The 24,069-nt window shown below is 72.0% G+C and carries 19 protein-coding genes and 1 pseudogene; 7 read left to right on the top strand and 13 right to left on the bottom strand.

Translation table 11 applies throughout. From position 1 onward, the window contains the following. Positions 1-21: 21 nt before the first annotated feature. Complete coding sequence (locus AB0N17_RS17125; protein WP_366012109.1) at positions 22-1,695, bottom strand: PucR family transcriptional regulator; 1,674 nt, start codon at positions 1,693-1,695, stop codon at positions 22-24. Positions 1,696-1,981: 286 nt separating this feature from the next. Next, positions 1,982-4,108: an ATP-binding protein gene (locus tag AB0N17_RS17120; RefSeq protein WP_366012107.1), complete on the bottom strand. Its 2,127-nt coding sequence runs from the start codon at positions 4,106-4,108 to the stop codon at positions 1,982-1,984. A 310-nt stretch (positions 4,109-4,418) separates the two neighbouring features. Between AB0N17_RS17120 and gabT the strand changes: the two genes are divergently transcribed. Together gabT and AB0N17_RS17110 are read left to right on the top strand one after the other, a co-directional pair. Next, positions 4,419-5,753 carry a 4-aminobutyrate--2-oxoglutarate transaminase gene (gene gabT, locus AB0N17_RS17115; RefSeq protein ID WP_366012106.1) on the top strand — a complete coding sequence of 445 codons (1,335 nt, stop codon included), beginning with the start codon at positions 4,419-4,421 and terminating at the stop codon, positions 5,751-5,753. Between the two features lie 385 nt (positions 5,754-6,138). Beyond that, a pseudogene (locus tag AB0N17_RS17110) lies at positions 6,139-6,834 on the top strand (phosphatase PAP2 family protein); the annotation flags it as partial. On the opposite strand, the gene AB0N17_RS17105 reads toward AB0N17_RS17110, so the two are convergent. The 8 genes from AB0N17_RS17105 to AB0N17_RS17070 all read right to left on the bottom strand — a co-directional run bounded on the left by AB0N17_RS17105 (position 6,776) and on the right by AB0N17_RS17070 (position 16,462). Continuing rightward, positions 6,776-8,617 (bottom strand): glycoside hydrolase family 18 protein, encoded by a 1,842-nt coding sequence (locus tag AB0N17_RS17105; protein ID WP_366012105.1) that lies wholly within the window; start codon positions 8,615-8,617, stop codon positions 6,776-6,778. The pseudogene AB0N17_RS17110 and the gene AB0N17_RS17105 overlap by 59 nt on opposite strands. An 85-nt stretch (positions 8,618-8,702) precedes the next feature. Then, positions 8,703-9,161, bottom strand: coding sequence for a hypothetical protein (locus AB0N17_RS17100; RefSeq protein WP_366012104.1), 459 nt, complete (start codon positions 9,159-9,161; stop codon positions 8,703-8,705). A 116-nt stretch (positions 9,162-9,277) separates the two neighbouring features. Then, positions 9,278-10,708 carry an FAD-dependent oxidoreductase gene (locus tag AB0N17_RS17095; protein WP_366012102.1) on the bottom strand — a complete coding sequence of 477 codons (1,431 nt, stop codon included), beginning with the start codon at positions 10,706-10,708 and terminating at the stop codon, positions 9,278-9,280. Positions 10,709-10,744: 36 nt separating this feature from the next. Then, complete coding sequence (locus AB0N17_RS17090) at positions 10,745-11,545, bottom strand: ABC transporter permease (protein WP_366012101.1); 801 nt, start codon at positions 11,543-11,545, stop codon at positions 10,745-10,747. After that, complete coding sequence (locus AB0N17_RS17085) at positions 11,545-12,474, bottom strand: ABC transporter permease (RefSeq protein ID WP_366012100.1); 930 nt, start codon at positions 12,472-12,474, stop codon at positions 11,545-11,547. The genes AB0N17_RS17090 and AB0N17_RS17085 overlap by 1 nt, the downstream gene beginning before the upstream one ends. Further along, positions 12,474-13,634, bottom strand: coding sequence for an ABC transporter ATP-binding protein (locus AB0N17_RS17080; RefSeq protein WP_366012099.1), 1,161 nt, complete (start codon positions 13,632-13,634; stop codon positions 12,474-12,476). Before AB0N17_RS17080 ends, AB0N17_RS17085 begins: the two co-directional genes overlap by 1 nt. Then, positions 13,631-14,878: a spermidine/putrescine ABC transporter substrate-binding protein gene (locus AB0N17_RS17075; RefSeq protein ID WP_366012098.1), complete on the bottom strand. Its 1,248-nt coding sequence runs from the start codon at positions 14,876-14,878 to the stop codon at positions 13,631-13,633. Before AB0N17_RS17075 ends, AB0N17_RS17080 begins: the two co-directional genes overlap by 4 nt. Positions 14,879-14,926: 48 nt before the next feature. After that, entirely contained in the window at positions 14,927-16,462 is a 1,536-nt protein-coding gene (locus tag AB0N17_RS17070; protein WP_366012097.1) for a gamma-aminobutyraldehyde dehydrogenase, read from the bottom strand. A gap of 208 nt (positions 16,463-16,670) precedes the next feature. Here AB0N17_RS17070 and AB0N17_RS17065 point away from each other — a divergent pair, with 208 nt between their 5' ends. Then, positions 16,671-17,234, top strand: coding sequence for an NADAR family protein (locus tag AB0N17_RS17065; protein WP_366012096.1), 564 nt, complete (start codon positions 16,671-16,673; stop codon positions 17,232-17,234). A gap of 243 nt (positions 17,235-17,477) precedes the next feature. Here AB0N17_RS17065 and AB0N17_RS17060 read toward each other — a convergent pair whose 3' ends face one another. Both AB0N17_RS17060 and AB0N17_RS17055 read right to left on the bottom strand, forming a co-directional pair. Then, a complete protein-coding gene (locus tag AB0N17_RS17060; protein ID WP_366012095.1) occupies positions 17,478-17,906 on the bottom strand; it encodes a DUF4190 domain-containing protein in 429 nt (142 codons plus the stop codon). Positions 17,907-18,014: 108 nt separating this feature from the next. Continuing rightward, positions 18,015-18,800: a DUF4190 domain-containing protein gene (locus AB0N17_RS17055; protein WP_366012094.1), complete on the bottom strand. Its 786-nt coding sequence runs from the start codon at positions 18,798-18,800 to the stop codon at positions 18,015-18,017. A gap of 167 nt (positions 18,801-18,967) precedes the next feature. Here AB0N17_RS17055 and AB0N17_RS17050 point away from each other — a divergent pair, with 167 nt between their 5' ends. The 3 genes from AB0N17_RS17050 to AB0N17_RS17040 all read left to right on the top strand — a co-directional run bounded on the left by AB0N17_RS17050 (position 18,968) and on the right by AB0N17_RS17040 (position 22,115). Further along, positions 18,968-20,056: an adenosine deaminase gene (locus AB0N17_RS17050; RefSeq protein ID WP_366012126.1), complete on the top strand. Its 1,089-nt coding sequence runs from the start codon at positions 18,968-18,970 to the stop codon at positions 20,054-20,056. Between the two features lie 13 nt (positions 20,057-20,069). Then, positions 20,070-20,759 (top strand): glycerophosphodiester phosphodiesterase, encoded by a 690-nt coding sequence (locus AB0N17_RS17045; protein WP_366012093.1) that lies wholly within the window; start codon positions 20,070-20,072, stop codon positions 20,757-20,759. 156 nt (positions 20,760-20,915) lie between these two features. Next, positions 20,916-22,115: a serine hydrolase domain-containing protein gene (locus AB0N17_RS17040; RefSeq protein WP_366012092.1), complete on the top strand. Its 1,200-nt coding sequence runs from the start codon at positions 20,916-20,918 to the stop codon at positions 22,113-22,115. A 12-nt stretch (positions 22,116-22,127) separates the two neighbouring features. Here AB0N17_RS17040 and AB0N17_RS17035 read toward each other — a convergent pair whose 3' ends face one another. Beyond that, complete coding sequence (locus tag AB0N17_RS17035; protein ID WP_366012091.1) at positions 22,128-22,658, bottom strand: hypothetical protein; 531 nt, start codon at positions 22,656-22,658, stop codon at positions 22,128-22,130. Positions 22,659-22,864: 206 nt separating this feature from the next. Between AB0N17_RS17035 and AB0N17_RS17030 the strand changes: the two genes are divergently transcribed. Next, on the top strand, positions 22,865-24,061 hold the full coding sequence (locus tag AB0N17_RS17030; RefSeq protein ID WP_366012089.1) for a DUF1343 domain-containing protein: 1,197 nt from the start codon (positions 22,865-22,867) through the stop codon (positions 24,059-24,061). Positions 24,062-24,069: the final 8 nt, after the last annotated feature.

Genomic DNA, 24,069 nt, shown 5'->3' with positions numbered 1-24,069 from the left:
CGGGATGACCGAGGCCGCCGGTCACTCCGGCGAGGTGGCCTTCAGGGCCAGCCACAGCTCCATGCGGACGTCGGGGTCGTCCAGCGACCGCCCGAGGATCTCCTCGACCCTGCGCATCCGGTACCGCAGGGTGTGCCGGTGCACCCCGAGGTCCGCCGCGGCCGCGTCCCACTGCCCGTGCCGGGACAGCCACGCCCGCAGCGAGGCCACCAGATCCCCCCGCCCCGTCGCGTCGTGCTCGTGCAGCGCCCGCAGCAGCCCGTCGGCGAACGCCTTCACCGCGTCGTCGGCCAGCAGCGGCAGCACCGAGCCCGCGGCCAGCTGCTCGTGCTCCACCAGCACCCGTCCCCGCCGGCGTGCCACGGACAGCGCCTGCTCGGCCTGCTTGTAGGCCGCCGCCGCGGCGATCGGGCCCGCCGGTGCGGACAGGCCGACGACCAGCTCCTCCTCGTCGGCGCCCGCCGGCTCTGGCACCGCCCGCGCCGCCTCCAGCGCCGCCGCGTACTCCGTGCAGGCGGCCACCGCCGCCCCGCCGTCCGCGGCCAGCACCACCATCCGCTCCCCCTCGGGCACGACCAGCACGGCCTCGCCGGAGCGCGCCGCGGCGGACTCCACCCCCTCCGCGAGCCCGCCCAGCAGATCGCCGCCCGCGTCGGCGGCGAGCGCGGCGGCGGCACTCGGCCTGGCGCCGGCCGCGGCGGGCGCGGGCACCCGCCCCCGGGCCTCCGCGTGCGCCCGCGCGGCCGTGCCGGACGCCGACTCGGCGACGATCATCCGGAACGGCGCGTCGAGCAGCCCGCCGTACAGGTCCCCGGCGACGGCCCGGGCGTGGTCCGGTTCCCCGGCGAGCAGCATGCGCAGCACCGCCGTACCGACGCGCTGCTCGGCCGCGTGCAGCGAGCGGGAGCGTTCCGTGGTCAGGGTGAGCAGGGCGATGGCGGAGTGGACGGCGTACCGCTCGGCGGTGCCGAGGGCGGCGGCCGTACCGACGGCGAGAGCCGCTCGCGGGCGCCGGCCGGTGCCCAGCGAGTGCAGCTCGACCCGGTCCTCGTGCTCCGGTCCGCCGACCACCGAGGACGCCGGTGCGGGCCGCTCCCGCAGCCGCTCGACCTCCGCGGTGATCCGCCCCGCCCGCCGGCCCGCCCACTCCGGCGCGGCGGCGACGACGGCACCGGAGGCGTCGTACAGCGCGGCCCAGCCGTCGACCTGCCCGGCGAGCACGGTGAGCACCCCCTCGGGGCCGGAGTTCAGGGCCTGCTTGGTCAGTTCGCGCTGGGCGGCGAAGCCCGCCGTGACCGCCCGGTACTGGTCGGCGGCGATCGCCGCGGACACGGCCTTGCTGATCGCGAGGAAGGGGGTGCGCCGGGGCACCTCCAGCAGCGGCAGGCCCTCCTCGGCGCAGGCGTCGACGAGGGGTCCCGGCGTCTCCTCGTAGTTGACGCCGACGGCGAAGCCGAGCCCCACGACGCCCGCGCCGGCCAGCCGCCGTACGTAGCGGCGCATCGCCTCGGGATCCTCGGCGTCCAGCTTGAGGGCGGTGATGAGCAGCAGCTCGCCGCCCTCCATGTAGGGCACGGGGTCGGCCAGCTCGCTGACGTGGGCCCAGCGCACGGGCACGTCGAGGCGGTCCTCGCCCGCGCGCACGGTCAGCTTGAGCGCGGAGTGGTGGACGAGCGAGGCAAGCGTCGGGGGCATGGGGCCTTCACGGTGAGGGGGACACGGAGCGGGGGTGCCGGGGCTCCCGGGTCCGGGGGATCCGGGGATCGCGGGTGATCTTTTGGCCGCCGCGTATGAACGGCCTACGCCGATTCTGCCTCACCGTACGGTCAGCCGCTGGCCCTCCGCCCGCTCCCGCTCCCGCTCCTCGGACCGCTCCCGCTCCCGCTCCTCGGGCCGCGTCCGCTCCCGCTCCTCGGGCCGCGTCCGCTCCCGCTCCTCGGGCCGCGTCCGCTCCGCTCCCCCGCCGCTGCTCCGCCCGCCGTCAGCCCCGCAGATCCACCAGCAGCGGCGGCGCGTGCTCCCCCTGCACGGTCGTCAGCGACAGCACCGCGTGGCCCGGCGGCACCCCGTGGGCCAGCTCGGACGCCGACCAGCGCTCCCGCTCCACCTGGCGGACGGTGACGGCCCGTGCCGTCGGCGCCTGGCCGGTGATGACCCGGCGCAGCATGTGCACGGCCTTGCCGGCCGGGGTCTCGGCGATGATCTGCCGGTCGGTGACGTCCCGGGTCTCGGTCCACTCCTTGCCCCACACCTCGGCGAAGTCCTGACCGTCCCAGGGGGTGAGCCCGGACAGCGCCATCCGGCAGCCGGTGGCGCCGAGCAGCGGACCGCGCAGCGGCCGGGGCGCGTCGTCCAGGGTGCGCAGGGTGAGCACCACCCCGGCGTTGGCCGAGCGCAGCCGCTGGACGGCGCGCACCGCCTCAGGGGTGACGACTCCGGTGGCGTCGTCCAGCAGCAGGCAGGCGAACAGCGAGCGGTCCTCCCGCACCGCCACGCTCGCCGTGAACTGGGCGAGCACCAGCCGCGCGAGGATCCGGGAGGCGTCGGCGTGGCCGCGCTGGGGCAGGTCGATGCGGACCCGGACCGGGTGGTCGAGTGCCTTGAGGGAGAACGGCCGGGTCTGCCCGGAGGTGTCGAAGAAGGACGCGAAGGCGGGCCGGTCGAGGAGGGCGATCCGGTCGGCGAGCACGCCGCCGACGTCGCCGGGGTGCGCCATCTGCCGCTCGCGGGCGTCGAGTTCGCGCAGCAGGGACTCCTGCCCGGTGTCCCCCAGCGCCTTGCGCAGCGCGGCCAGCGGGCCGGGCGTGCCGTCGAGGAGCTGACGGAGCTCGGGGACGGAGGGGAAGCGGCCGTGGACGGCCTTGTAGGGGCCGAGCAGCTGGGCGAGGACGGTGGTGCAGCGGCGGCTGTCGCTGCCCGGGTGCGGATCGGCGAGGTCGCCGACGAGTGCCTCGGCCAGTATGGCGGCGGCCTCGTCGGGGTCGGTGGTGCCGCCGTACAGGTCGAGGTCGTGGACGGACTCCGGGTGGCCGATGCGTACGACGACGTCGTAGTCCTCGGCCGGGCCGAGCCCGGCGCCCGCCGCGCCGACCACCACGACGGACGCGCGGCCGGCGAGGGCGTGCAGGCACAGGGACTCGGCGAGCGGCCGTACCACCGAGGCGGTCTTGCCCGAGCCGGCCGGGCCGACGGCGAGCAGCGAGGTGCCCAGCAGGTCGGGTCCGAGGCCGAGGCCGGCGCCGCGGTAGTGGTACGGGTTGCGGGGGTCGTCGGCGGTGGTGCCGAGCCGGACCTGGCCGGTGAGCAGGTCGTGCCGGGCGTGCCGGGCGGGCAGGTCGCGTTCGCCGGAGGGGTGCAGGCAGGCGGCGGAGCCGTCCTTCAGCACGGCGCCGGCGAAGGTGGCGAGGCTGTGCCGGCCGGACCGCACGCCCTGCCAGGCCCGGTGGATCCGGGCGTGGTCGACGTCCCGCATCAGCCCGGCCCTGGCCTCGGCGGCCAGCCGCTCGGCGGCGTCGTGGGCGCCGGCGTGGCGCAGCTGCGGCCATTCGGCGGGGTCCTGCTCGGGCGCGGGCGGACGCTCGGCGACCGGCAGGGCGGGACGCCAGGCGGGCGGGCCGAAGCGGCGCCAGACCTCGCCCCAGCGGCCGAGGCGGCCGACGACGAGCAGGATGGCGAGGCCGATGAGGCTGTAGTAGCCGTACCAGAGGAAGGCCTGGGAGACGCTGCTGTCGCTGTTGCGCCAGGAGTCCGGGACGAGCAGGTCGAGGGGGAGCACCCACCAGCTGCCGAGGTAGCCGTTCCACAGCAGCGACCACACCAGCCAGCCGACGAGGAACGCGATCAGCGCACCGCTGATCAGCTGCCGGGCCGGGGTCCGTGCGGGCTCCTGCGCGGCCCGCGGCCGGTGCCCGAGGCGCCACACGCCTGGGGCCGCCTCGGGGCGGGGGGTGCGCAGCCAGGTCAGGAAGGCGGAGCCGTCCGGTTTCGGCGGTGCGCCGGGGGGCACCGGGGGCATGGGCGGCACCGCGGAACCCTCGATGGGGGCCGCTGGGCGTGGCACCGGATTCGCATGCGTGCCGCGCGCGTCCCGCGTCCCGTCGCTGTCCATCGCTCCTGCCCCCTGACCAGCCGTTCCGTCCACCGTCAGCGAGCCAATCTAACGCCCCGGCAGGGCGAGTTCACCGCTTACGCGGCCGAGAACACGCTCCGGCCGTGCGCACCCGACCCGGACGGCTATGTCCATCGAGGACAACCCGGGGCGCGGACAACGCCCACATGGAGCATGCCCACGCTCCGCACACGGCCCTAGCCTGCGAAGAAAGATAGGCAAGCGTCCGAAAAACGCCTCACCGGAACCGCCCGGGACCTACCCGGACCACCCGGGACCGCCCGGTACGCAAGATCATCAGGGAGCCCCCATGACCGCACTTCCGCAGGAGCGCCGCGTCGTCACCGCCATCCCCGGCCCGAAGTCGCAGGAGCTGCAGGCCCGTCGTACCGCCGTGGTCGCCCAGGGCGTGGGCTCGGTGCTGCCGGTCTTCACCACGCGCGCGGGCGGCGGCATCATCGAGGACGTCGACGGCAACCGCCTGATCGACTTCGGTTCCGGTATCGCCGTGACCTCCGTCGGCGCCTCCGCCGAGGCCGTCGTGCGCCGCGCCTCCGCGCAGCTGGCCGACTTCACCCACACCTGTTTCATGGTCACCCCCTACGAGGGCTACGTGGAGGTCGCCGAGGCCCTCGCGGAGCTCACCCCGGGTGACCACGCCAAGAAGTCCGCGCTGTTCAACTCGGGCGCCGAGGCCGTCGAGAACGCCGTGAAGATCGCCCGTGCGTACACCAAGCGCCAGGCGGTCGTCGTGTTCGACCACGGCTACCACGGCCGGACCAACCTGACCATGGCGCTGACGGCCAAGAACATGCCGTACAAGCACGGCTTCGGCCCGTTCGCCCCCGAGGTCTACCGCGTCCCGGTCGCCTACGGCTACCGCTGGCCGACCGGTGCGGAGAACGCGGGCCCCGAGGCCGCCAAGCAGGCCATCGACCAGATCACCAAGCAGGTCGGCCCGGACAACGTGGCCGCGATCATCATCGAGCCGGTGCTGGGTGAGGGCGGCTTCATCGAGCCGGCCAAGGGCTTCCTGCCGGCGATCAGCCAGTTCGCCAAGGACAACGGCATCGTCTTCGTCGCCGACGAGATCCAGTCCGGCTTCTGCCGTACCGGCCAGTGGTTCGCGTGCGAGGACGAGGGCATCGTCCCGGACCTGATCACCACCGCCAAGGGCATCGCCGGCGGTCTGCCGCTGGCCGCCGTCACCGGCCGCGCCGAGATCATGGACGCCGCGCACGCCGGTGGCCTGGGCGGCACCTACGGCGGCAACCCGGTGGCCTGCGCCGGTGCGCTCGGCGCCATCGAGACGATGAAGGAGCTGGACCTCAACGCCAAGGCGAAGAACATCGAGGCGGTCATGAAGGCCCGCCTCGGCGCCATGGCCGAGAAGTTCGACATCATCGGTGACGTCCGTGGCCGCGGCGCGATGATCGCCATCGAGCTGGTCAAGGACCGCGCCACCAAGGAGCCGAACCCCGAGGCCACCGCCGCGCTCGCCAAGGCCTGCCACGCCGAGGGCCTGCTGGTCCTGACCTGCGGCACCTACGGCAACGTGCTGCGCTTCCTGCCTCCGCTGGTCATCGGCGAGGACCTGCTGAACGAGGGCCTCGACATCATCGAGCAGGCGTTCGCGCGCATCTGAGCAGCAGGTCTGCACCTCTGAAGGGCGCCTGCGGCAGGCCGTGTGAAGAACGTGTGCGAGGTGGATGACGGGACGCGATTCCGTCTGCCCAACCGCCTCGGCCTGCCGTAGGTTCTACCCAGATGAGAGATACACCCCGCCCACAGGGGACTGTGGGCGATCTCAGGACGGGGCCTCCCCAGCTTCGGCCTGGCCGTGCCCTCGCGCACACAACCGGCGCCTGACGGCTCCGGGATCTCCTCACCGATCGGACGGTCGCCGCCCCAAACCCCCCGGGGCGAGCGACGTTCCGATCCGGACGGCCGCCTCGGAACCACCCCCCCCTGTTCCGGGGCGGCCGACCTCCTTCTCCGTTTCCCGCACCGGACCTGCCAAGCTGAGTGCCGTGTCGACCTCAGCCCGCCGCGCGCTGCCCCTCCTCGGGGTCCCGGCCGTCCTCTTCGTGCTGATCACCTCGCAGGTGGTGTCCCACGGCCCACTGCTGCGTCTGGACACCCGCGTCAGCGCGGCCCTCGTCCGCCCGGACCGCTTCTCCGGGCTGCTCTCCGACCTCGGCGACATCCAGGTCGCCGTCCCCGTACTCGCCGCGGCCGTGTGCTACGCGGCCTGGCGGGGCCGCGCGGCCGGTGTGGACCGGTGGTGGCTGCCGCCGCTCGCCGCGGCCCTGCTGATGGCGGCGCTCCCGGCGATCGTCGTCCCGCTGAAGGACTGGACCGCCCGGCCGGGGACCCCCGTGGTGCCCCCGGCCGTCGGCTACTTCCCGTCCGGCCACACGGCGACGGCCGCCGTCGCCTACGGCTCCGCGACCCTGCTGCTGCTCCCCTGGCTCAGGACGGCCTATGCCCGGCGCGAGTTGGTCATCGGCTGCGGCGTCCTCAACGCCGGCGTCGGCTTCGGGCTGGTCCGGCACGGCTACCACTGGCCGCTGGACGTGGTGGCCAGCTGGTGCCTGTGCACGGTGCTGCTGACCGCCCTCGCGCTCGTCCTCCGCCTCGGCCCCGGCTTCCGGCCGGGGCACGGCCTCAGCCGAAGTACGCGTCGAAGTTCTTCTGGAACTCCCAGTTCGCGTAGCGGTCCCAGTTCACCGACCACGTCATCAGACCCCGCAGCGCGGGCCAGGTCCCGTGGGTCGCGTACGAGCCGCAGTTCGTCCTCTTGGTCAGACAGTCCAGGGCCTTGGTGACCTCGGACGGGGAGACGTAGCCGTTGCCCGCATTGGTCGACGCCGGCATGCCGATGGCGACCTGGTCCGGGCGCAGGGGCGGGAAGACGTTGTTCGCGTCGCCCGCGACCGGGAAGCCGGTGAGCAGCATGTCGGTCATGGCGATGTGGAAGTCGGCGCCGCCCATGGAGTGGTACTGGTTGTCCAGGCCCATGATCGGGCCCGAGTTGTAGTCCTGGACGTGCAGCAGCGTGAGGTCGTCGCGCAGGGCGTGGATCACCGGGAGGTAGGCGCCGCAGCGCGGGTCCTGGCCGCCCCACTTGCCGGTGCCGTAGTACTGGTAGCCGTTCTGCACGAAGAACGTCTCCGGGGCCATGGTCAGCACGAACTTCGGGCCGTACTCGGCCTTCAGGGTCTTCAGGGCCGAGATGAGATTGACGATCACGGGCGTCGTCGGGTTCTTGAAGTCCGTGTCGTTCGTGTCCAGGGACAGGGAGTGGCCCTCGAAGTCGATGTCGAGGCCGTCCAGCCCCCAGGTGTCGATGATCTTCGAGACGGAGGAGACGAAGGCGTCGCGGGCCGCCGTGGTGGTCAGCTGGACCTGGCCGTTCTGGCCGCCGATCGAGATCAGCACCTTCTTGCCGGCCGCCTGCTTGGCCTTGACCGCGGCCTTGAAGTCGGCGTCGCTCTCCACGTTCGGGCATTCGGTGACGGGGCAGCGGGTGAAGCGGATGTCCCCCGAGGTGGCCGAGGTGGGTTCACCGAAGGCCAGGTCGATGACGTCCCAGCTGTCGGGGACGTCGGCGAGGCGGGTGTAGCCGGAGCCGTTGGCGAAGCTCGCGTGCAGGTAGCCGACGAGGGCGTGGGCCGGCAGGTCGGCCGAGCCGCCTCCGGTGCCGGTGCCCGCGCCGGTCGTCGCCGTCACGACCGCGGACTTCGCGGACTCGCCGGCGTCGTTGGCCGCGGTGACCTGGAAGCCGTACGCCGTCGAGGCGGACAGTCCGGTGACGGTGGCCGAGGTGCCGGTCACCGTCTGGACCTTCGCCCCGTCGCGGTAGACCGCGTAGCCGGTGGCGCCGGTGACCGCCGACCAGGACAGGGCGACGGAGGACGAGGTGACGCCGGTGGCCCTGAGGCCGGTGGGCGGGGCGGGCGGCTGTGCGGTGGTGCCGCCGCCCGGACCGACGAGGGAGATGTCGTCGGCGTAGTAGGTGCCGGTGCCGTACCAGCCGTGGGTGTAGATCGTGACCTTGGTGGTGGCCGGTCCGGTGCGGAAGGTGGTGCTCAGCCGCTGCCAGTCGGAGGCGGACTGGGTCCAGGTGGAGACGTCGGTGGTGCCGGTGCCGTTCGCGCCGAGGTAGACGTAGGAGCCGCGGACGTAGCCGGACAGGGTGTACTGGGCGTCGGGCCGGACGGTCACCGTCTGGCCGCACTGGGCGTTGTCGCTGCCGGCCGGTGTCGCCTGCAGCGCGGCGCTCCCGCTGTGCACGGGTGAGCCGGCCGTCGTGCCTGCCGTGCAGGTCCAGCCGGTCAGGCCCGACTCGAAACCGCCGTTGACCGCGAGGTCCGCGTCGGCCGCACGGGCGGCCGACGAGAGCGCGGTGATGCCGGGCACGGCGAGCACGGCCGCCGTGAGCACGGCGAGGACGGATCTGGGGCGTCGTACGCGCGGGGCGCGTGGGGCACGTCTGGCGCGGTCCACAAGGGCCTCCGGAGTCAGGGGGGTTGGAGGAGCGGAGCGCACACAACTTGGTCCAGACCAATTGCGTTGTCAAGGTGTCCCGGCGCTATCCGTCCTCACCCCGGCCCCTCGCCAGGCCGGCGGCGGCCTCGTGCATCGCCAGCTCCAGCAGCGCCGGATCGGTCAACGTGCCCGCGCCGTCCGGCGGCACCAGCCAGCGCACACCCCGGGTGGCGCGGCCCGGATACGGCACGACGATCCAGGTGCCGGCCCCGGCGGTGCGGATGCCGGTGCCGAGCCAGCGGGCCGCGGTGCCCGGCGGCACGAAGAACCCGACCCGGTCGTCGCCGAAGTCGACGAGCACCGGGCCGGGCCGGCCGAGGACGCGGGTGAGCACGTCCAGGGTCGGGTAGCCGAGCCTGCCCGGCAGCATCAGGACGTCCCACGCCTTGCCGGCGGGCAGCAGGGCGACCCCGAGGGGGCTGCGCTCCCACTCCCAGCGGCAGGCGTCGGGGTCCGGTGCGACGGATGCGAGCCATTCGACCGCCGTCTTCACCCCGGTCATCGACAAGACCTCCCTCTCGTCCCCGTGCGACGCGGTCGCGTCAGGAGGAGAGAGGGAGGTCTTCCGGGAGCATTACGCGGGTTCCGGGTCCTCTTTCGGAGTGACCCGGGTCACCCTCAGCTGTCGAAGCCCAGTCCCAGCCGGTCCATCGTCCGCAGCCACAGGTTGCGGCGGCCGCCGTGCGCGTCCGCGCGGGCCAGGGACCACTTGGTCAGGGCGATGCCCGTCCAGGCGAAGGGCTCCGGCGGGAAGGGCAGCGGCTTCTTGCGGACCATCTCCAGTTCGGTCCGCTCGGTGCGCTCGCCGTCCAGCAGGTCCAGCATCACGTCCGCGCCGAAGCGGGTGGCGCCCACGCCGAGGCCGGTGTAGCCGGCCGCGTACGCGACGTTCCCCTGGTGCGCGGTGCCGAAGAACGCCGAGAAGCGTGAGCAGGTGTCGATCGCGCCGCCCCAGGCGTGGGTGAAGCGGACGCCCTCCAGCTGCGGGAAGCAGGTGAAGAAGTGGCCCGCGAGCTTGGCGTACGTCTCCGGCCGGTCGTCGTACTCGGCGCGGACCCGGCCGCCGTAGTGGTGGATCGCGTCGTAGCCGCCCCACAGGATGCGGTTGTCGGCGGACAGCCGGAAGTAGTGGAACTGGTTGGCGCTGTCCCCCAGCCCCTGCCGGTTCTTCCAGCCGATCTCCGCCAGCCGGTCGGTGCTCAGCGGCTCGGTCATCAGCGCGTAGTCGTAGACCGGGACGGTGTAGGAGCGCACGCGGCGCAGCAGGCTCGGGAAGATGTTGGTGCCGAGCGCGACCTTGCGGGCGCGGACCGCGCCGTAGGGGGTGCGTACGGCCATCCCGGCGCCGTAACTCCTCAGCGTCAGCGCGGGCGTGTGCTCGTACACCCGCACGCCCAGCTCCAGGCAGGCCTTCTTCAGGCCCCAGGCCAGCTTCGCGGGGTGCAGCATGGCCACGCCCCGGCGGTCCCACAGCCCCGCCTCGAAGGTGGGCGAGTTCACCTGCTCGCGCACGGCGTCGGCGTCCAGGAACTCGACGCCGTCGGCGAGGCCCCTCTCCTCCAGCTCCCGGTGCCAGTCGCGCAGCTCCCAGGCCTGGTAGGTCTCCGTGGCCACGTCGATCTCACCGGTGCGCTCGAACTCGCAGTCGATGCCGTGCCGGGCGACCGCGGCCTCGATCTCGTCGAGGTTGCGCCGGCCCAGCTCCTCCAGCTTCTGGATCTCGTCGGGCCAGCGGGCCAGGCCGTTGGGCAGGCCGTGGGTGAGGGAGGAGGCGCAGAAGCCACCGTTGCGGCCGGAGGCGGCCCAGCCCACCTCGCGGCCTTCCAGCAGGACCACATCGCGCTGCGGGTCGCGCTCCTTGGCGCCCAGCGCGGTCCACAGGCCGCTGTAGCCGCCGCCGACGACCAGCAGGTCACAGGTCTCGGTACCGGTGAGAGCGGGCTCGGCGGCCGGCTTGCCGGGGTCTTCCAGCCAGTACGGGACCGGCTGGGCTTCGGAAAGAGAGGCGATCCAGCTGTCTTTGCCACGGCTCATGGCGCTTGGGGCCATGATTTCAACTCCCTACAGGGGATGTCCCGAAAAGGCCTATGCCTTTTGCTTGTTCCGGCGATTGCTGATGACCATCGAGGTCAGGACGAACAGCACGGCGACGAGGAACATGGCCGTACCGATCACGTTGATCTGGACGGGCGTGCCGCGCTGGGCCGAACCCCAGACGAACATGGGGAAGGTGACGGTCGAGCCCGCGTTGAAATTGGTGATGATGAAATCGTCGAAGGAGAGCGCGAAGGACAGCAGCGCGCCCGCGGCGATTCCGGGCGCCGCGATCGGCAGGGTGACCCGCAGGAAGGTCTGCACGGGGCCGGCGTACAGGTCCCGGGCGGCCTCCTCCAGGCGCGGGTCCATCGACATCACGCGTGCCTTGACCGCGGTGACGACGAAGCTGAGGCAGAACATGATGTGGGCGATGAGGATCGTCATGAAGCCGAGCTGCGCGCCCATGTTGAGGAACAGGGTGAGCAGCGAGGCGGCCATGACGACCTCGGGCATCGCCATCGGCAGGAAGATCAGCGAGTTCACGGCGCCGCGGGCCCGGAAGCGGTAGCGGACCAGCGCGAAGGCGATCATCGTGCCGAGGACGGTCGCGCCGATCGTCGCCCAGACGGCGATCTGCAGGCTGATGGAGAGCGAGCCGCACATGTCGGCGACGCCGCACGGCTGCTTCCAGGCGTCCAGGGAGAAGTGCTGCCACTCGTAGTTGAAGCGCCCCTTCGGCTTGTTGAAGGAGAACACCGTGACGATGACGTTGGGCAGCAGCAGGTACGCGAGCGTCAGCAGACCGGCGATGACGACGAGACGGCGCTTGAGCCAGGTGACGGCGGGCATCAGACCAGATCCTCCGTCCCGGAGCGGCGAATGTAGATCGTGACCATGGCCAGGATCGCGGCCATGAGGATGAAGGAGAGCGCCGCGGCGGTCGGATAGTCCAGGATCCGCAGGAACTGCGTCTGGATGACGTTGCCGATCATGCGCGTGTCGGTGGAGCCGAGCAGTTCGGCGTTGACGTAGTCACCGGCCGCGGGGATGAAGGTCAGCAGCGTGCCGGAGACGACGCCCGGCATCGACAGCGGGAAGGTGACCTTGCGGAAGGTGGTCCAGGGCTTGGCGTAGAGGTCGCCGGCCGCCTCGTGCAGCCGCCCGTCGATCCGCTCCAGCGAGGTGTAGAGCGGCAGGATCATGAACGGCAGGAAGTTGTACGTCAGACCGCAGACGACCGCCAGGGGTGTGGCGAGGACGCGGTCGCCGGCCGTCCAGCCGAGGAAGTCGGTGAGGTCCAGGACGTGCAGCGAGTTCAGGGTGTGCACGACCGGGCCGTTGTCCGCGAGGATCGTCTTCCAGGCCAGGGTGCGGATCAGGAAGCTGGTGAAGAACGGCGCGATCACCAGGATCATGAGCAGGTTCTTCCAGCGGCCCGCGCGGAAGGCGATGAGGTAGGCCAGCGGGTAGCCGAGCAGCAGGCACAGGACCGTCGCGGCGGCGGCGTAGAACACCGAGCGCAGGAACTGCGGCCAGTACTCGCTGATCGCGTCCCAGTAGGTCACGAAGTGCCAGGTGACCTTGTAACCGCTCTCCAGGGAGCCCGTCTGCACGGACGTGGAGGCCTGGTAGATCATCGGCAGCGCGAAGAAGACGACCAGCCAGAGCAGGCCCGGCAGCAACAGCCAGTACGGGGTGAACCGGCCGCGCTTGCGTGGCGGCTTGTTCTCCTCGGCGGCGGGGGCGAGAGGCGGGGGCGCCTCGGTGAGCGTCGACATCAGGCGGCCGCCTCTTCCTCGGTGCCTGCGTCGATGTCCTGAGCGGCGTCCAGACCGAACGTGTGTGCCGGGCTCCAGTGCAGGACGACGTCGGCGCCGGGGACGAGCCGGCCGTCGCGCTCGACGTTCTGGACGTACACCGACAGTTCGTCGCAGACGGGGCTGTCGATCACGTACTGCGTGGAGACACCGATGAAGCTCGCGTCGGCGATCCTGCCGGTGAGGCGGTTGCGGCCCGCCGGGATCTCGCCCGCGTCGTCGGCGTGCGTGAGGGAGATCTTCTCGGGGCGGATGCCGACCAGCACCTTGCCGCCCGCCGTCGCCGGGGCGGAACATCGCGCCTCGGGCAGCACCAGCTTGCCGCCGCCCGCCTTGAGCACGATGTCCTCGCCGTTCTTCGTGTCGACCTCGGCCTCGATCAGGTTGGAGGTGCCGAGGAAGTTCGCGACGAACGTCGTCTGCGGGTTCTCGTACAGGTCGCTCGGCGAGCCCAGCTGCTCCACGCGGCCCGCGTTCATCACGGCGACCGTGTCGGCCATGGTCATGGCCTCCTCCTGGTCGTGCGTGACGTGCACGAAGGTGATGCCGACCTCGGTCTGGATGCGCTTGAGCTCCAGCTGCATCTGGCGGCGCAGCTTGAGGTCGAGGGCGCCGAGCGGCTCGTCGAGGAGGAGCACCTTCGGGTGGTTGATGAGGGCGCGGGCGACGGCGACGCGCTGCTGCTGGCCACCGGAGAGCTGGTGCGGCTTCTTGCGCGCCTGCTCGCCGAGCTGGACCAGCTCCAGCATGTCCTCGACCTGCTTCTTCACGCTCTTGATGCCCCGCCGGCGCAGACCGAAGGCGACGTTCTCGAAGATGTCGAGGTGCGGGAAGAGGGCGTACGACTGGAAGACCGTGTTCACCGGCCGCTTGTACGGCGGCAGGTGGGTGACGTCCTGGTCGCCGAGGCGCACGGTCCCGGAGGAAGGTTCCTCCAGACCGGCGATCATGCGCAGGGTGGTGGTCTTGCCGCAGCCGGAGGCGCCGAGCAGGGCGAAGAAGGAACCCTGCGGCACGGTCAGGTCGAGCGGCTGCACGGCGGTGAAGCCGTTGTCGTAGGTCTTGCTGATACCGGAGAGGCGGACGTCGCCGCTGTTGTCTGGTGTCGTCATCGTCGTCACGCCCCTGTGAGCTTCGAGAACTTGGTCTGGTAGGCCGTCTCTTCCTTCTGCGTCAGCGCACGGAAGGCGTGGGACTTGGCCTGCATGGCCTTGTCGGGCACGATCAGCGGGTTCGTCGCGGCCGACTTGTCGATCTTGGCAAGGTAGGGCTGCACTCCCGCGACCGGACTCACGTAGTTGACGTACGCGGCGAGTTCGGCGGCCGGCTCCGGTTCGTAGAAGAAGTCGATGAGCCGCTCGGCGTTCGTCTTGTGACGCGCCCTGTTGGGGATCAGCATGTTGTCGGTCGAGGTCATGTAGCCGCTGTCGGGGATGATGTAGCCGACGTCAGGGTTGTCCGCCTGGAGCTGGACGATGTCGCCGCCCCAGGCGACGCAGGCGGCGAAGTCGCCCTTGGTGAGGTCGGACGTGTAGTCGTTGCCCGTGAAGCGGCGTATCTGCCCCTTGTCGACGGCCTTCTGCAGCCGGGCGATCACCGCGTCGAAGTCGTCGTCGGTGAACTTCGCCGGGTCCTTGCCCATGTCGAGCATGGTCATGCCGATGCTGTCGCGCATCTCGGTCAGGAAGCCCACACGGCCCTTGAGCTTGGGGTTGTCCAGCAGGTCGGAGACCGACTTCACCTCGACGCCGTCGAGCGCCTTCTTGTTGAACGCGATGACGGTCGAGATGCCCTGCCAGGGGTACGAGTACGCCCGACCCGGGTCCCAGTCGGGGGCGCGGAACTGGTCCGACAGGTTGGCGAAGGCGTGCGGCAGGTTGGCCGGGTCCAGTTTCTGGACGTACCCGAGGCGGATCATCCGGGCGGCCAGCCAGTCGGTGAGGACGACGAGGTCACGGCCGGTGTCCTGGCCGGCGGCCAGCTCCGGCTGGATCTTGCCGAAGAACTCGTCGTTGTCGTTGATGTCCTCGGTGTACTTGACCTGGATGCCGGTCCGCTTCCCGAACGAGTCGAGCGTGGGGTGCCGCTTGGTCTTGTCGTCGACGTCGATGTACTCGGGCCAGTTGGAGAAGTTGACCACCTTCTCCTTGGCCGAGTGGTCGTCGGCGGACACGCCGCCCTGCGTCTTGCTCGCGGCGGGGATGCCGCAGGCGCTCAGCGCTCCCAGCCCGCCGACCGCCAGCGCGCCGCCTGCTGAGGCGCGCAGGACGGACCGGCGGGTCATGGCGGCCCGGCCGTCGCGGAGACTGCGCCGCATGGCGGCCGCTTCGGCCGGGGTCAGGCGGTGGGGCTCGTACTGCTCCATGCGCGTGGTGCCCTTTCGGGAGGGATGGGCCTGTCGTGGCCGGGTCGTCTATCGGTCCCCGAAGATGGTGCGGTGCCAGTCCTTGCGGGCCACCGCCGTGTTGTCGAACATTACGTGCTTGACCTGCGTGTACTCCTCGAAGGAATACGCCGACATGTCCTTGCCGAAGCCGGAGGCCTTGTAGCCGCCGTGCGGCATCTCGCTGATGATCGGGATGTGGTCGTTGATCCACACGCAGCCGGCCTTGATCTCGCGGGTGGCGCGGTTCGCGCGAAAGACGTCACGGCTCCACGCGGAGGCGGCCAGGCCGTACGGGGTGTCGTTGGCCAGCCGGATGCCCTCATCATCACTGTCGAACGGCAGCACGACCAGTACCGGGCCGAAGATCTCGGACTGGACGATCTCGCTGTCCTGCGCCGCGTCGGCGACCAGGGTGGGGCGGTAGTAGGCGCCGCTCTCCAGGTCGCCCTTCGGCGCCTCGCCGCCGGTCACCACGCGCGCGTGGTCACGCGCCCGGTCCACGATGGCGGCCACGCGGTCCCGCTGGACGTGCGAGATGAGCGGTCCGAGGTCGGTGCCGGGGGCGAAGGGGTCGCCGAGCCGCACGGTCTCCATCAGGGCGGCGGTCCGCTCCACGAAGGCGTCGTACAGCGGGCGCTGCACGTACGCGCGCGTGGCGGCCGTGCAGTCCTGCCCGGTGTTGATGAGCGCACCGGCGACGGCGCCGTGGACGGCGGCCTCGAGATCGGCGTCGTCGAAGACCACGAAGGGCGCCTTGCCGCCCAGCTCCAGATGGAGCCGCTTGACGGTGGCGGTGGCGATCTCGGCGACGCGCTTGCCCACGGCGGTGGACCCGGTGAAGGAGGTCATGGCGACGTCGGGGTGCCCGATCAGGTGCTCACCGGCCTCCTTGCCGGTGCCGGTGACGATGTTGATCACACCGTCGGGGAGCCCGGCGTCGGTGGCGGCCTGGGCGAAGAGCAGGGAGGTCAGCGGGGTCAGCTCGGCCGGCTTCAGCACGATGGTGTTGCCCGCGGCGATCGCCGGGAGGATCTTCCAGGCGGCCATCTGGAGGGGGTAGTTCCAGGGGGCGATGGACCCGACGACACCGATCGGCTCGCGCCGCACGTACGAGGTGTGGTCCCCGGAGTACTCACCGGCGGACTGCCCCTGCAGATGCCGGGCGGCGCCCGCGAAGAAGGCGGTGTTGTCGATGGTCCCCGGTACGTCGAACTCGCGGGTGAGCTTCAGCGGCTTGCCGCACTGCAGCGACTCCGCGCGGGCGAAGTCCTCGGCGCGCTCGGCGAGCACGGCGGCGAACCGGTGCAGCGCGTCGGAACGCTCGCCGGGGGTGGCCGAGGACCAGCCCGGGAAGGCCTCCCGCGCGGCGGCGACGGCCGCGTCGACATCGTCGGTGCCGGCCAGTTCGTACGTGTACACCTCCTCGCCGCTCGCCGGGTCGACCACGGCGTGGGTGCGGCCCGAGGTGCCCTTGGTGAGGCGGCCCGCGATGAACTGCGCACCGTCGGCGAAACGGTCCTGCGCGGGGAATCGTTCCGGGGTGGCAATGCCCGGGTTGTGCATGTCGCTCTCCTCCGCCGTGCGCCCCGTCGCGGGGGTGGGTGGCGTAGCTCCAGCTCGATTTGAGTGCCGATCCTGGCAGAGCAATAGGACTCCAACAAGTGATTCCGTTGTTGCCTTTTGGTTACGCGACGGAATCTGTCGACCAGGTGTCGAGTCGGAAAGGAAAAGGACGGACGGACTGTCAGTGGTGCCTGCCAGACTGGCGTGCATGGGGAAGATCGACGGGGTGGAAGCCCTGATCAGCGAGGTCCGGGCGGGATCCCGGGTGAAGTACCTGCACTTCTGGGGGCACCGGCCGAGGCCGGACGGCAGGATCGGCGCGAGCTGTCTGAGCCAGTGGTGGCCGTCGCCCTTCGCGGTGGACGGCGTGGAGTACGCCACGGCGGAGCACTGGATGATGGCGCAGAAGGCGCGGCTGTTCGCGGACGCGGAGGCGGAGCGCCGGGTGCTGGCCGCGGGGCATCCCTCGCAGGCCAAGAAGGCGGGGCGGCTGGTCCGTGACTTCGACGAGGCGATATGGGAGCGGGAGCGCTTCCGGATCGTGGTCGAGGGCAGCGTCCACAAGTTCGCGTCGGACGACGATCTCCGGCTGTTCCTGCTGAACACCGGTGACCGGGTCCTGGTGGAGGCGAGCCCGGTGGACCGCGTGTGGGGCATCGGCCTCGCGGCGGACGACGAGGCGGCGTCCGACCCGGAGCGCTGGCGCGGCCCGAACCTGCTGGGCTTCGCGCTGATGGCGGCCCGGGAGCGGCTGGCGGGCGCGGGGGCCTGAGCGGGCCGGGGGCCTGAGCGGACCTGGGCCTGAGCGGGCCGGGGGCCTGAGCGGACCTGGACCTGAGCGGGCCGGGGGCGGTGGCCCGAGCCGGCCGGGAGTGAGGGGCCGGGCCGGAGGCGCGGTGCCCACAGGAGCGGGGGCCCGGAACGGCCGGAGCCCCGCACGGGCCGAAGCCCGAAAGGGCCGGCCCGGGGCCGGCCCTTGTGGCGGTCGCCGGTGCGGCGGCCGCCGGGGACTTCGTCAGAACGTGCTGGCGCTGCCCATGATGCTGGCGAAGATCGTCAGCCCCAGCACCGGCAGGATCACCGTGGCGATGATCCCGCAGACCAGGCCCGAGGTGGCCGCACCCTTGTTGGTGGCCTCACCGCGGTTGGCCTTGCCCCGGCCGATGGCGCCGAAGATGATCGCGAGGATGCCCAGGATCACGCCGAAGAACCACAGGAAGACCGTGATGCTGCAGACCACGCCGATGATGCCCAGCACCAGACCCGTGGTCCCCATGCCGTTGCTCGGCTGCATCGGCATGCCGTAGCCGGGAGCCTGCGGGTAGCCCACGGGCGGGGCCGCCGGGTAGGACGGACCCGACTGGGGGTAGCCGTAGCCGGGGGCCGACTGCTGCGGGGGCTGGTTCGGCGGGCCGAATCCGGGTGCGGGATTGGTGTTGGACATGAAGTGGTCTCCCCTCCGTTTGATCTCAAGGCATCGTAATGGCCGGATAAGGAGCGCAGGACACGTTTTCCCAGGCCGGTGCGGAAGGGGAGCGGAACGGCTCCGGTCTCAGCGGCCGGTCGCGACGGTCGCCGAGAGGGTGTGCGCGGAGCCGTAGTAGGGGTCGGGCTCCGAGTCGTGGTTCTTGATGGCGGCCGTGATGCCGATCGCGAGCAGGACGATCACGGCGATACCGATGAGGATGCCGATGACCCCCATGATCAGACCCGCCTGGGCCTGGCCGTGGTTGGTGGCCTCACCGCGCTCGGCCCGCCGGCGGCCCTTCACACCGAAGACCACCGCGAGGATGCCGCAGATCACGGAGACCACGCCGTACAGGCAGAACAGGCATATGGAGAGGATGCCGAGCACCATCGCCGCGGTGCCCATGCCGTTCTGCGGGACCATCGGCATGCCGGGCCAGCCGTAGCCCCCGGGGTAGCCGTAGCCGCCGGGTGCCGGCGGGGCGGCCATCGCCGGGCCGGTGGGCGCGATCGGCGGGGGCGGCACCGGGGCACCGCCGGCCGGGGCACCGCCGGGCACGCCGAACCCGGGGGCCGCGGCACCGGGCGGGGCGTAACCCGGGGTGCCCGCGCCGGGCGGGGCGAAGCCGGGCTGCGGCGCGGGCACGCCGAAGCCGTCGGACGGGAAGGAGGCCAGCGTGGCCTGGTCGTGCACGGACGGCTGCGCGGCCGGGGACTGCGCCGCCGGCTGGTCCTCCACCCGGGGCTTCTTCTCCAGCGAGGTCCGCTGCTCGGGCGGCGCCCACGGGTCGTGGTCACCGGCTCCGGCGGCGCCACTCGACTGCGTTTCGTCCGTCACGTGCGGATCCCCCTCGGTCGTTCGTGCCGCCATGCTACGACCTCCCCCTGACGGCATCACCGCCCGGTCCTCTCCCCTGTTCCCGCCCCCGCTCCCGCCGGCACCCGCACCGGCCCGCACCATGCCACCCGCGTGCCTACGATGTGCGTGGCCACGATCAGCCGATCACCCGCGCCGCGCCCGAACGGGCCGCCGGCGCCCTGCCCGGGGAGGACCCCTTGACCGACAGCAGCTCCGTACCCGCCGCCGGCACGGCCGACCGCGATCTGCACGCCTTCATCGCCGGACTCCCCAAGGCGGAACTGCACGTCCACCACGTCGGCTCCGCCTCCCCCCGCATCGTCTCGGAGCTGGCCGCCCGGCACCCCGATTCCAAGGTGCCCACCGATCCCGAGGCCCTGGTCGACTACTTCACGTTCACCGACTTCGCGCACTTCATCGACGTGTACCTGTCGGTCGTCGACCTGATCCGCACCCCGGAGGACGTCCGGCTGCTGACCTACGAGGTCGCCCGCGACCTGGCCCGCCAGCAGGTGCGGTACGCCGAGCTGACCATCACCCCGTTCTCGTCCACCCGGCGCGGCATCGACGAACTGGGCTTCATGGCCGCGATCGAGGATGCCCGGAAGGCCGCCGAGGCCGACTTCGGCACCGTGCTGCGGTGGTGTTTCGACATCCCCGGTGAAGCGGGGCTGGAGTCCGCCGAGGAGACCGCCCGCCTCGCGACCGACGACCGGATCCGCCCGGAGGGCCTGGTGTCGTTCGGGCTCGGCGGGCCCGAGATCGGCGTGCCCCGGCCGCAGTTCAAGCCGTACTTCGACCGGGCCGTCGCCGCCGGTCTGCACTCGGTCCCGCACGCCGGCGAGACGACCGGCCCGCAGACGGTGTGGGACGCCCTGACCGAGCTGCGCGCCGAGCGCATCGGACACGGCACCAGCTCCGCGCAGGACCCGAAGCTGCTCGCGCACCTCGCCGAGCACCGCATCCCGCTGGAGGTCTGCCCGACGTCCAACATCGCCACCCGCGCGGTGCGCACCCTGGACGAGCATCCGATCAGGGAGTTCGTGCGGGCCGGTGTGCTGGTCACGATCAATTCGGACGACCCGCCGATGTTCGGCACCGACCTGAACAACGAGTACGCGGTGGCCGCCCGCCTGCTCGACCTGGACGAGCGGGGCCTGGCCGATCTCGCCAGGAACGCGGTGGAGGCGTCCTTCCTGGACGCGGCGGGCAAGGCGAGGATCACGCAGGAGATCGACACCTACACCGCCGGGTGGCTCGCCCCCTGACACACTGGGGGCCATGCAGACCGTGACCGCCGTGGCCCACCGCGGCGACCCCTACCGCATCCGCGAGAACACGCTCGACTCGCTGCGGTCCGCGCTCGAAAGGGGCGCGGACGCCGTCGAGATCGACGTACGGCTCACCCGTGACGGCGTTCCCGTGCTGCTGCACGACGAGACGCTGCGCCGGCTGTGGGGGATCGACCGGCCGCTGCGCGCGCTGTCCGCCGAGGAGTTGCGCGGGCTCACGGCGGGCGGTGTGCCGACCCTGGCGGAGGCGCTGGCCGCGACCGGGGAGTGCCGGGTGATGGTCGACGTGTGCGGGCGGGTCGACCGCCGGCTCGTCGAACCGGTCGTGGACGTGGTCCGGCAGAGCGGGGCCCGGGACCGCGTCTACTACACCGCGGGCGCCGAGGCCATGCTCGCCGTCCGCGCCGCCGACCCGGCCGCCGAGATCGCCCTGACCCGGACGACCCTCGCCCCGCCCCGGCCCGCCCTGCTCGACGCGGTCCGCCCGCGCTGGCTCAACTACCGCTTCTCGCTGGTCGACCACGACCTCGCCGCCCGCGTCCACCGCGACGGCTGCCTCGTGTCCGTCTGGACCCCGGACACCCGCCGCTCCCTGCGCCGCCTGCTGGACCTGGGCGTCGACTCGATCACCACGAACCGCATCGACGTCCTGCACGCGCTGCGCTCCCCGGGCGCCTGACCCCGTAGGGGCCATCCCGTACAACTCCCCTACTCCCGAAGGGCTTTACTGAGGGACACGCCGGGGTCGGGCACCCTCCTCGGCGACGATCCGGGCGGCGGCCCGGCGCCTGAGGATGATCACGTCGCTTCACCCGATCTCCTCGAGGAGCCCCGCATGCGCCGAAGCAGCCGTTCGACCCTCCTGGCCGCCGGTCTCGTCCTCGCGCTGGGCGCCGGCCCGTTGGCCGCACCCGCGTTCGCCGCGGCCGCACCCGCGTTCGCCTCGCCCGCACCCGCCTTCGCCGCGGCCGACCGGACGGCGACCGCGCCGGGCGAGGCACCGGGACGTACGGTCACCGGCCCGGACACCGAGGCGCTCTCGGCCGCGCTCGCCGGCCTGCCCGACCATGACGCCACGGCCGCGCTGATCCGCGTCGGCGGCGACGGGACCTGGCGTGGCACGGCCGGGGTGCGGGACGTCCGAAGCGGGGCGCCGGCCCTGGCGAACGCCCGCTTCCGGGCCGGTTCGGTGACGAAGGTGGTCACCGCGGCGCTCGTGCTCCAGCTGGCCGCGGAGGGACGCATCGACCTCGACGGCACGGTGCAGCGGTACCTGCCGGGCCTGCTCACGAAGGACTTCGGCCCGGTCACCGTCCGGGAACTGCTGAACTACACCAGCGGCCTGAAGCCGGGCGCGTCCCTCGGTGACACCGTCGAGACGGGCTACCCGCACCGCTTCGAGACGCTGACACCCCGGCAGGTCGTCGCGAGCTCCGTCGCGCAGGGCCCGGCGTACGCGCCCGGGACGCACCAGGAGTACGGCAACATCCACTACACCGTCCTCGGCATGCTCGTCGAGAAGGTGACCGGCGACTCCTACGCGCACCAGGCCGCGGTGCGGATCTTCCGGCCGCTCGGCATGCGGGACAGCTCGTTCCCGGCCGGCGCCGATCCCCGTATCCACGGTCCGCACAACCGGGGTTACGACTGGATCGACGGCAAGCTGGTCGACGTGACCGACTGGAACATGTCCGACCGGTTCGCGGCCGGCGACCTGATCTCCACGACCGCCGACCTGGAGCGGCTGCTGGTGGGGCTGTTCCGTGGCCGGGTGGTGCCGGAGCCGCAGCTGAAGGAGATGTTCACCGTGCCCGACGTGCCCGGGGCGCGGTACGGCGCGGGACTGGAGCGGTTCGAGCTGAACGGCAAGGTGATCTGGGGCAAGACCGGCTCGCGGCCGGGGTATGTCACGGCGATCGCCGCGACCCGCGATCTGTCCCGCACCCTGGTGATGTCGGTGGACTCCACCGACGCGAAGGGCTCCGGGCAGGAGGCCGCCGTCGCGCGCTTCGGGTTCCCCGCGTTCAACCGCTGAGGCAGGGGGGGCTCAGCCGCCGACGGCGAGCGCTGCGGACGCGGGCGCCGCGCCGAGCGCCTCCAGCCGCTTGATCTTCCCGCGGACGACGTACAGCGGGATGACGCCGAGGACCCCGAAGGACATGTCGATCAGGCTCCACCAGAAGGGAATCCCCCGGATCGGTCCGCAGACGAGGGCGAGCGGGATGATCCCGGCGCAGGCGATCATCCCGAACTCGACCACCCAGATGTTGCGGACGGGGTCGCGGTACGGCCCGTAGAAGGCGACCGCGATGACGAGGTGGGCGAACGCCAGCCAGTCCGTGCCGTAGAGGACGAACGGGTACTCGGCGTCGACGGTGTCGAGCCCGTCGCGCACCCGGGAGATCCAGGCCATCAGGCCGGGCAGGTGGTCCGGCACGGACAGTGCGCGCAACGCGCTCTCGGTCCAGTGCAGTTCGTGCACCAGCGGGAAGGCGGTCGCCCCGCTGAGCACCAGACACACCACGAAGAGGGCCAGCCACACGCGAATGCCCTTGAGCAGGGCGGCTCTGTCGCTCATGGCAGCAGCGTACGCCGAAGTTGAACATGTTCAAAAGTGGGGTGCGGCGACCGACCCGGAAGCGCACGGTGCCGACACGCCCGTCCGCATCCGGCCGATACGGAGGATGTCGGCACCTCTCTCGGTGAGTCACCGCGAAATTCCCGCACATACCAGTAAATTGCCGCCTACCTCTTCGAGATGTCACCGGTGGACGGGGCCCCAGGATGAGCACGGACGACCGCGTCGCGGTGACGACCGGCATCGCACGCCTGCACGCGTCGCCCGGACGTGCCGGGCCCGGCCGGCTGGGCCTGGTGACCAACCACACCGGCGTCCTGCCCGACCTGCGCCCGGCCGCGCCCGCCCTGCTGGAGGCGGGCGCGCGGCTGGTCGCCCTGTTCGGTCCCGAACACGGGCTGCACGGGACCGGCCAGGCCGGCGAGAGCGGGACCGCCGGGACGGACCCCGACACCGGGCTGCCGGTCCACGACACCTACCGGTGCGGCGGCGAACGCCTCGACAAACTGCTGATCGACAGCGGCGTCGACGCCCTGGTGTACGACCTGCAGGACATCGGGGCCCGGTTCTACACCTACGTGTGGACCATGTGCGACCTGATGGTCGCGGCGGCCCGTACGGGCGTACGGTTCGTGGTCGCCGACCGTCCGAACCCCCTCGGGGGGCTCGTCAGCGAGGGCCCGCTGCTGGAGGAAGCGTGGGCCGGCTTCGTCGGGCGCGCCCCGATCCCCGTCCGGCACGGCCTCACCTGCGGCGAACTCGCCCGGCATCTCAACGCCACACTCGTGTCCCGGGTGGCGGGCGAGGCGGTCGACCTGACGGTGATCGAGGCCGCCGGCTGGCGGCGCGCCCTGCACGCGGAGGACACCGGCCTGCCGTGGGTCGCGCCCTCGCCGAACATCCCGACCCCCGTCACCGCCGCCGTCTACCCCGGCACCTGCCTGTTCGAGGGCACGAACCTGTCCGAGGGCCGCGGCACCACGCAGCCCTTCGAGATCGTCGGGGCCCCCTACATCGACGCGCGGTTCGCGCCCTCGCTCACCGAACTCGCCCTGCCCGGAGTCCACTTCCGTGATCTGCGGTACGTACCGACCTTCCACAAACACGCCGGACGGCCGCTGCGCGGGGTCCAGCTCCACCTCACCGACCGCGAGGCGTTCGCTCCCGTGCGCACCGCCGTCGCGATGCTCGCCACGCTGCGGCGGCTGTACCCGGACGACTTCGCCTGGCACACCGTGGACGGCGGGGCGGAGGGGACCGGCCACCGTCACTTCATCGACCTGCTGTGGGGATCGGACCGGCTGCGCCGCGCCGTGGACGCGGGCGACGACCCGCTGCCGCTGTGCGATCCGCCGGCGCCGCCCGCCCGCTGGGCCGGTGACGACGCGCTGCTCTATGCCTGAAGATCCGG

The organism is Streptomyces sp. NPDC051133 (genome assembly GCF_040682635.1).
Classification (GTDB): Bacteria; Actinomycetota; Actinomycetes; order Streptomycetales; family Streptomycetaceae; genus Streptomyces.
The sequence above is the reverse complement of the archived record's forward strand: the minus strand, read 5'-3'. Positions and strand labels throughout refer to the sequence as shown.

Excerpts from the sequence above, each read along its gene's own strand:
- AB0N17_RS17125 (WP_366012109.1), bottom strand. The coding sequence starts at position 1,695 with ATGCCCCCGACGCTTGCCTCGCTCGTCCACCACTCCGCGCTCAAGCTG.
- AB0N17_RS17120 (WP_366012107.1), bottom strand. The coding sequence starts at position 4,108 with ATGGACAGCGACGGGACGCGGGACGCGCGCGGCACGCATGCGAATCCG.
- gabT (WP_366012106.1), top strand. The coding sequence starts at position 4,419 with ATGACCGCACTTCCGCAGGAGCGCCGCGTCGTCACCGCCATCCCCGGC.
- AB0N17_RS17100 (WP_366012104.1), bottom strand. The coding sequence starts at position 9,161 with ATGACCGGGGTGAAGACGGCGGTCGAATGGCTCGCATCCGTCGCACCG.
- AB0N17_RS17095 (WP_366012102.1), bottom strand. The coding sequence starts at position 10,708 with ATGGCCCCAAGCGCCATGAGCCGTGGCAAAGACAGCTGGATCGCCTCT.
- AB0N17_RS17090 (WP_366012101.1), bottom strand. The coding sequence starts at position 11,545 with ATGCCCGCCGTCACCTGGCTCAAGCGCCGTCTCGTCGTCATCGCCGGT.
- AB0N17_RS17085 (WP_366012100.1), bottom strand. The coding sequence starts at position 12,474 with ATGTCGACGCTCACCGAGGCGCCCCCGCCTCTCGCCCCCGCCGCCGAG.
- AB0N17_RS17075 (WP_366012098.1), bottom strand. The coding sequence starts at position 14,878 with ATGGAGCAGTACGAGCCCCACCGCCTGACCCCGGCCGAAGCGGCCGCC.
- AB0N17_RS17070 (WP_366012097.1), bottom strand. The coding sequence starts at position 16,462 with ATGCACAACCCGGGCATTGCCACCCCGGAACGATTCCCCGCGCAGGAC.
- AB0N17_RS17065 (WP_366012096.1), top strand. The coding sequence starts at position 16,671 with ATGGGGAAGATCGACGGGGTGGAAGCCCTGATCAGCGAGGTCCGGGCG.
- AB0N17_RS17060 (WP_366012095.1), bottom strand. The coding sequence starts at position 17,906 with ATGTCCAACACCAATCCCGCACCCGGATTCGGCCCGCCGAACCAGCCC.
- AB0N17_RS17055 (WP_366012094.1), bottom strand. The coding sequence starts at position 18,800 with ATGGCGGCACGAACGACCGAGGGGGATCCGCACGTGACGGACGAAACG.
- AB0N17_RS17045 (WP_366012093.1), top strand. The coding sequence starts at position 20,070 with ATGCAGACCGTGACCGCCGTGGCCCACCGCGGCGACCCCTACCGCATC.
- AB0N17_RS17040 (WP_366012092.1), top strand. The coding sequence starts at position 20,916 with ATGCGCCGAAGCAGCCGTTCGACCCTCCTGGCCGCCGGTCTCGTCCTC.
- AB0N17_RS17035 (WP_366012091.1), bottom strand. The coding sequence starts at position 22,658 with ATGAGCGACAGAGCCGCCCTGCTCAAGGGCATTCGCGTGTGGCTGGCC.
- AB0N17_RS17030 (WP_366012089.1), top strand. The coding sequence starts at position 22,865 with ATGAGCACGGACGACCGCGTCGCGGTGACGACCGGCATCGCACGCCTG.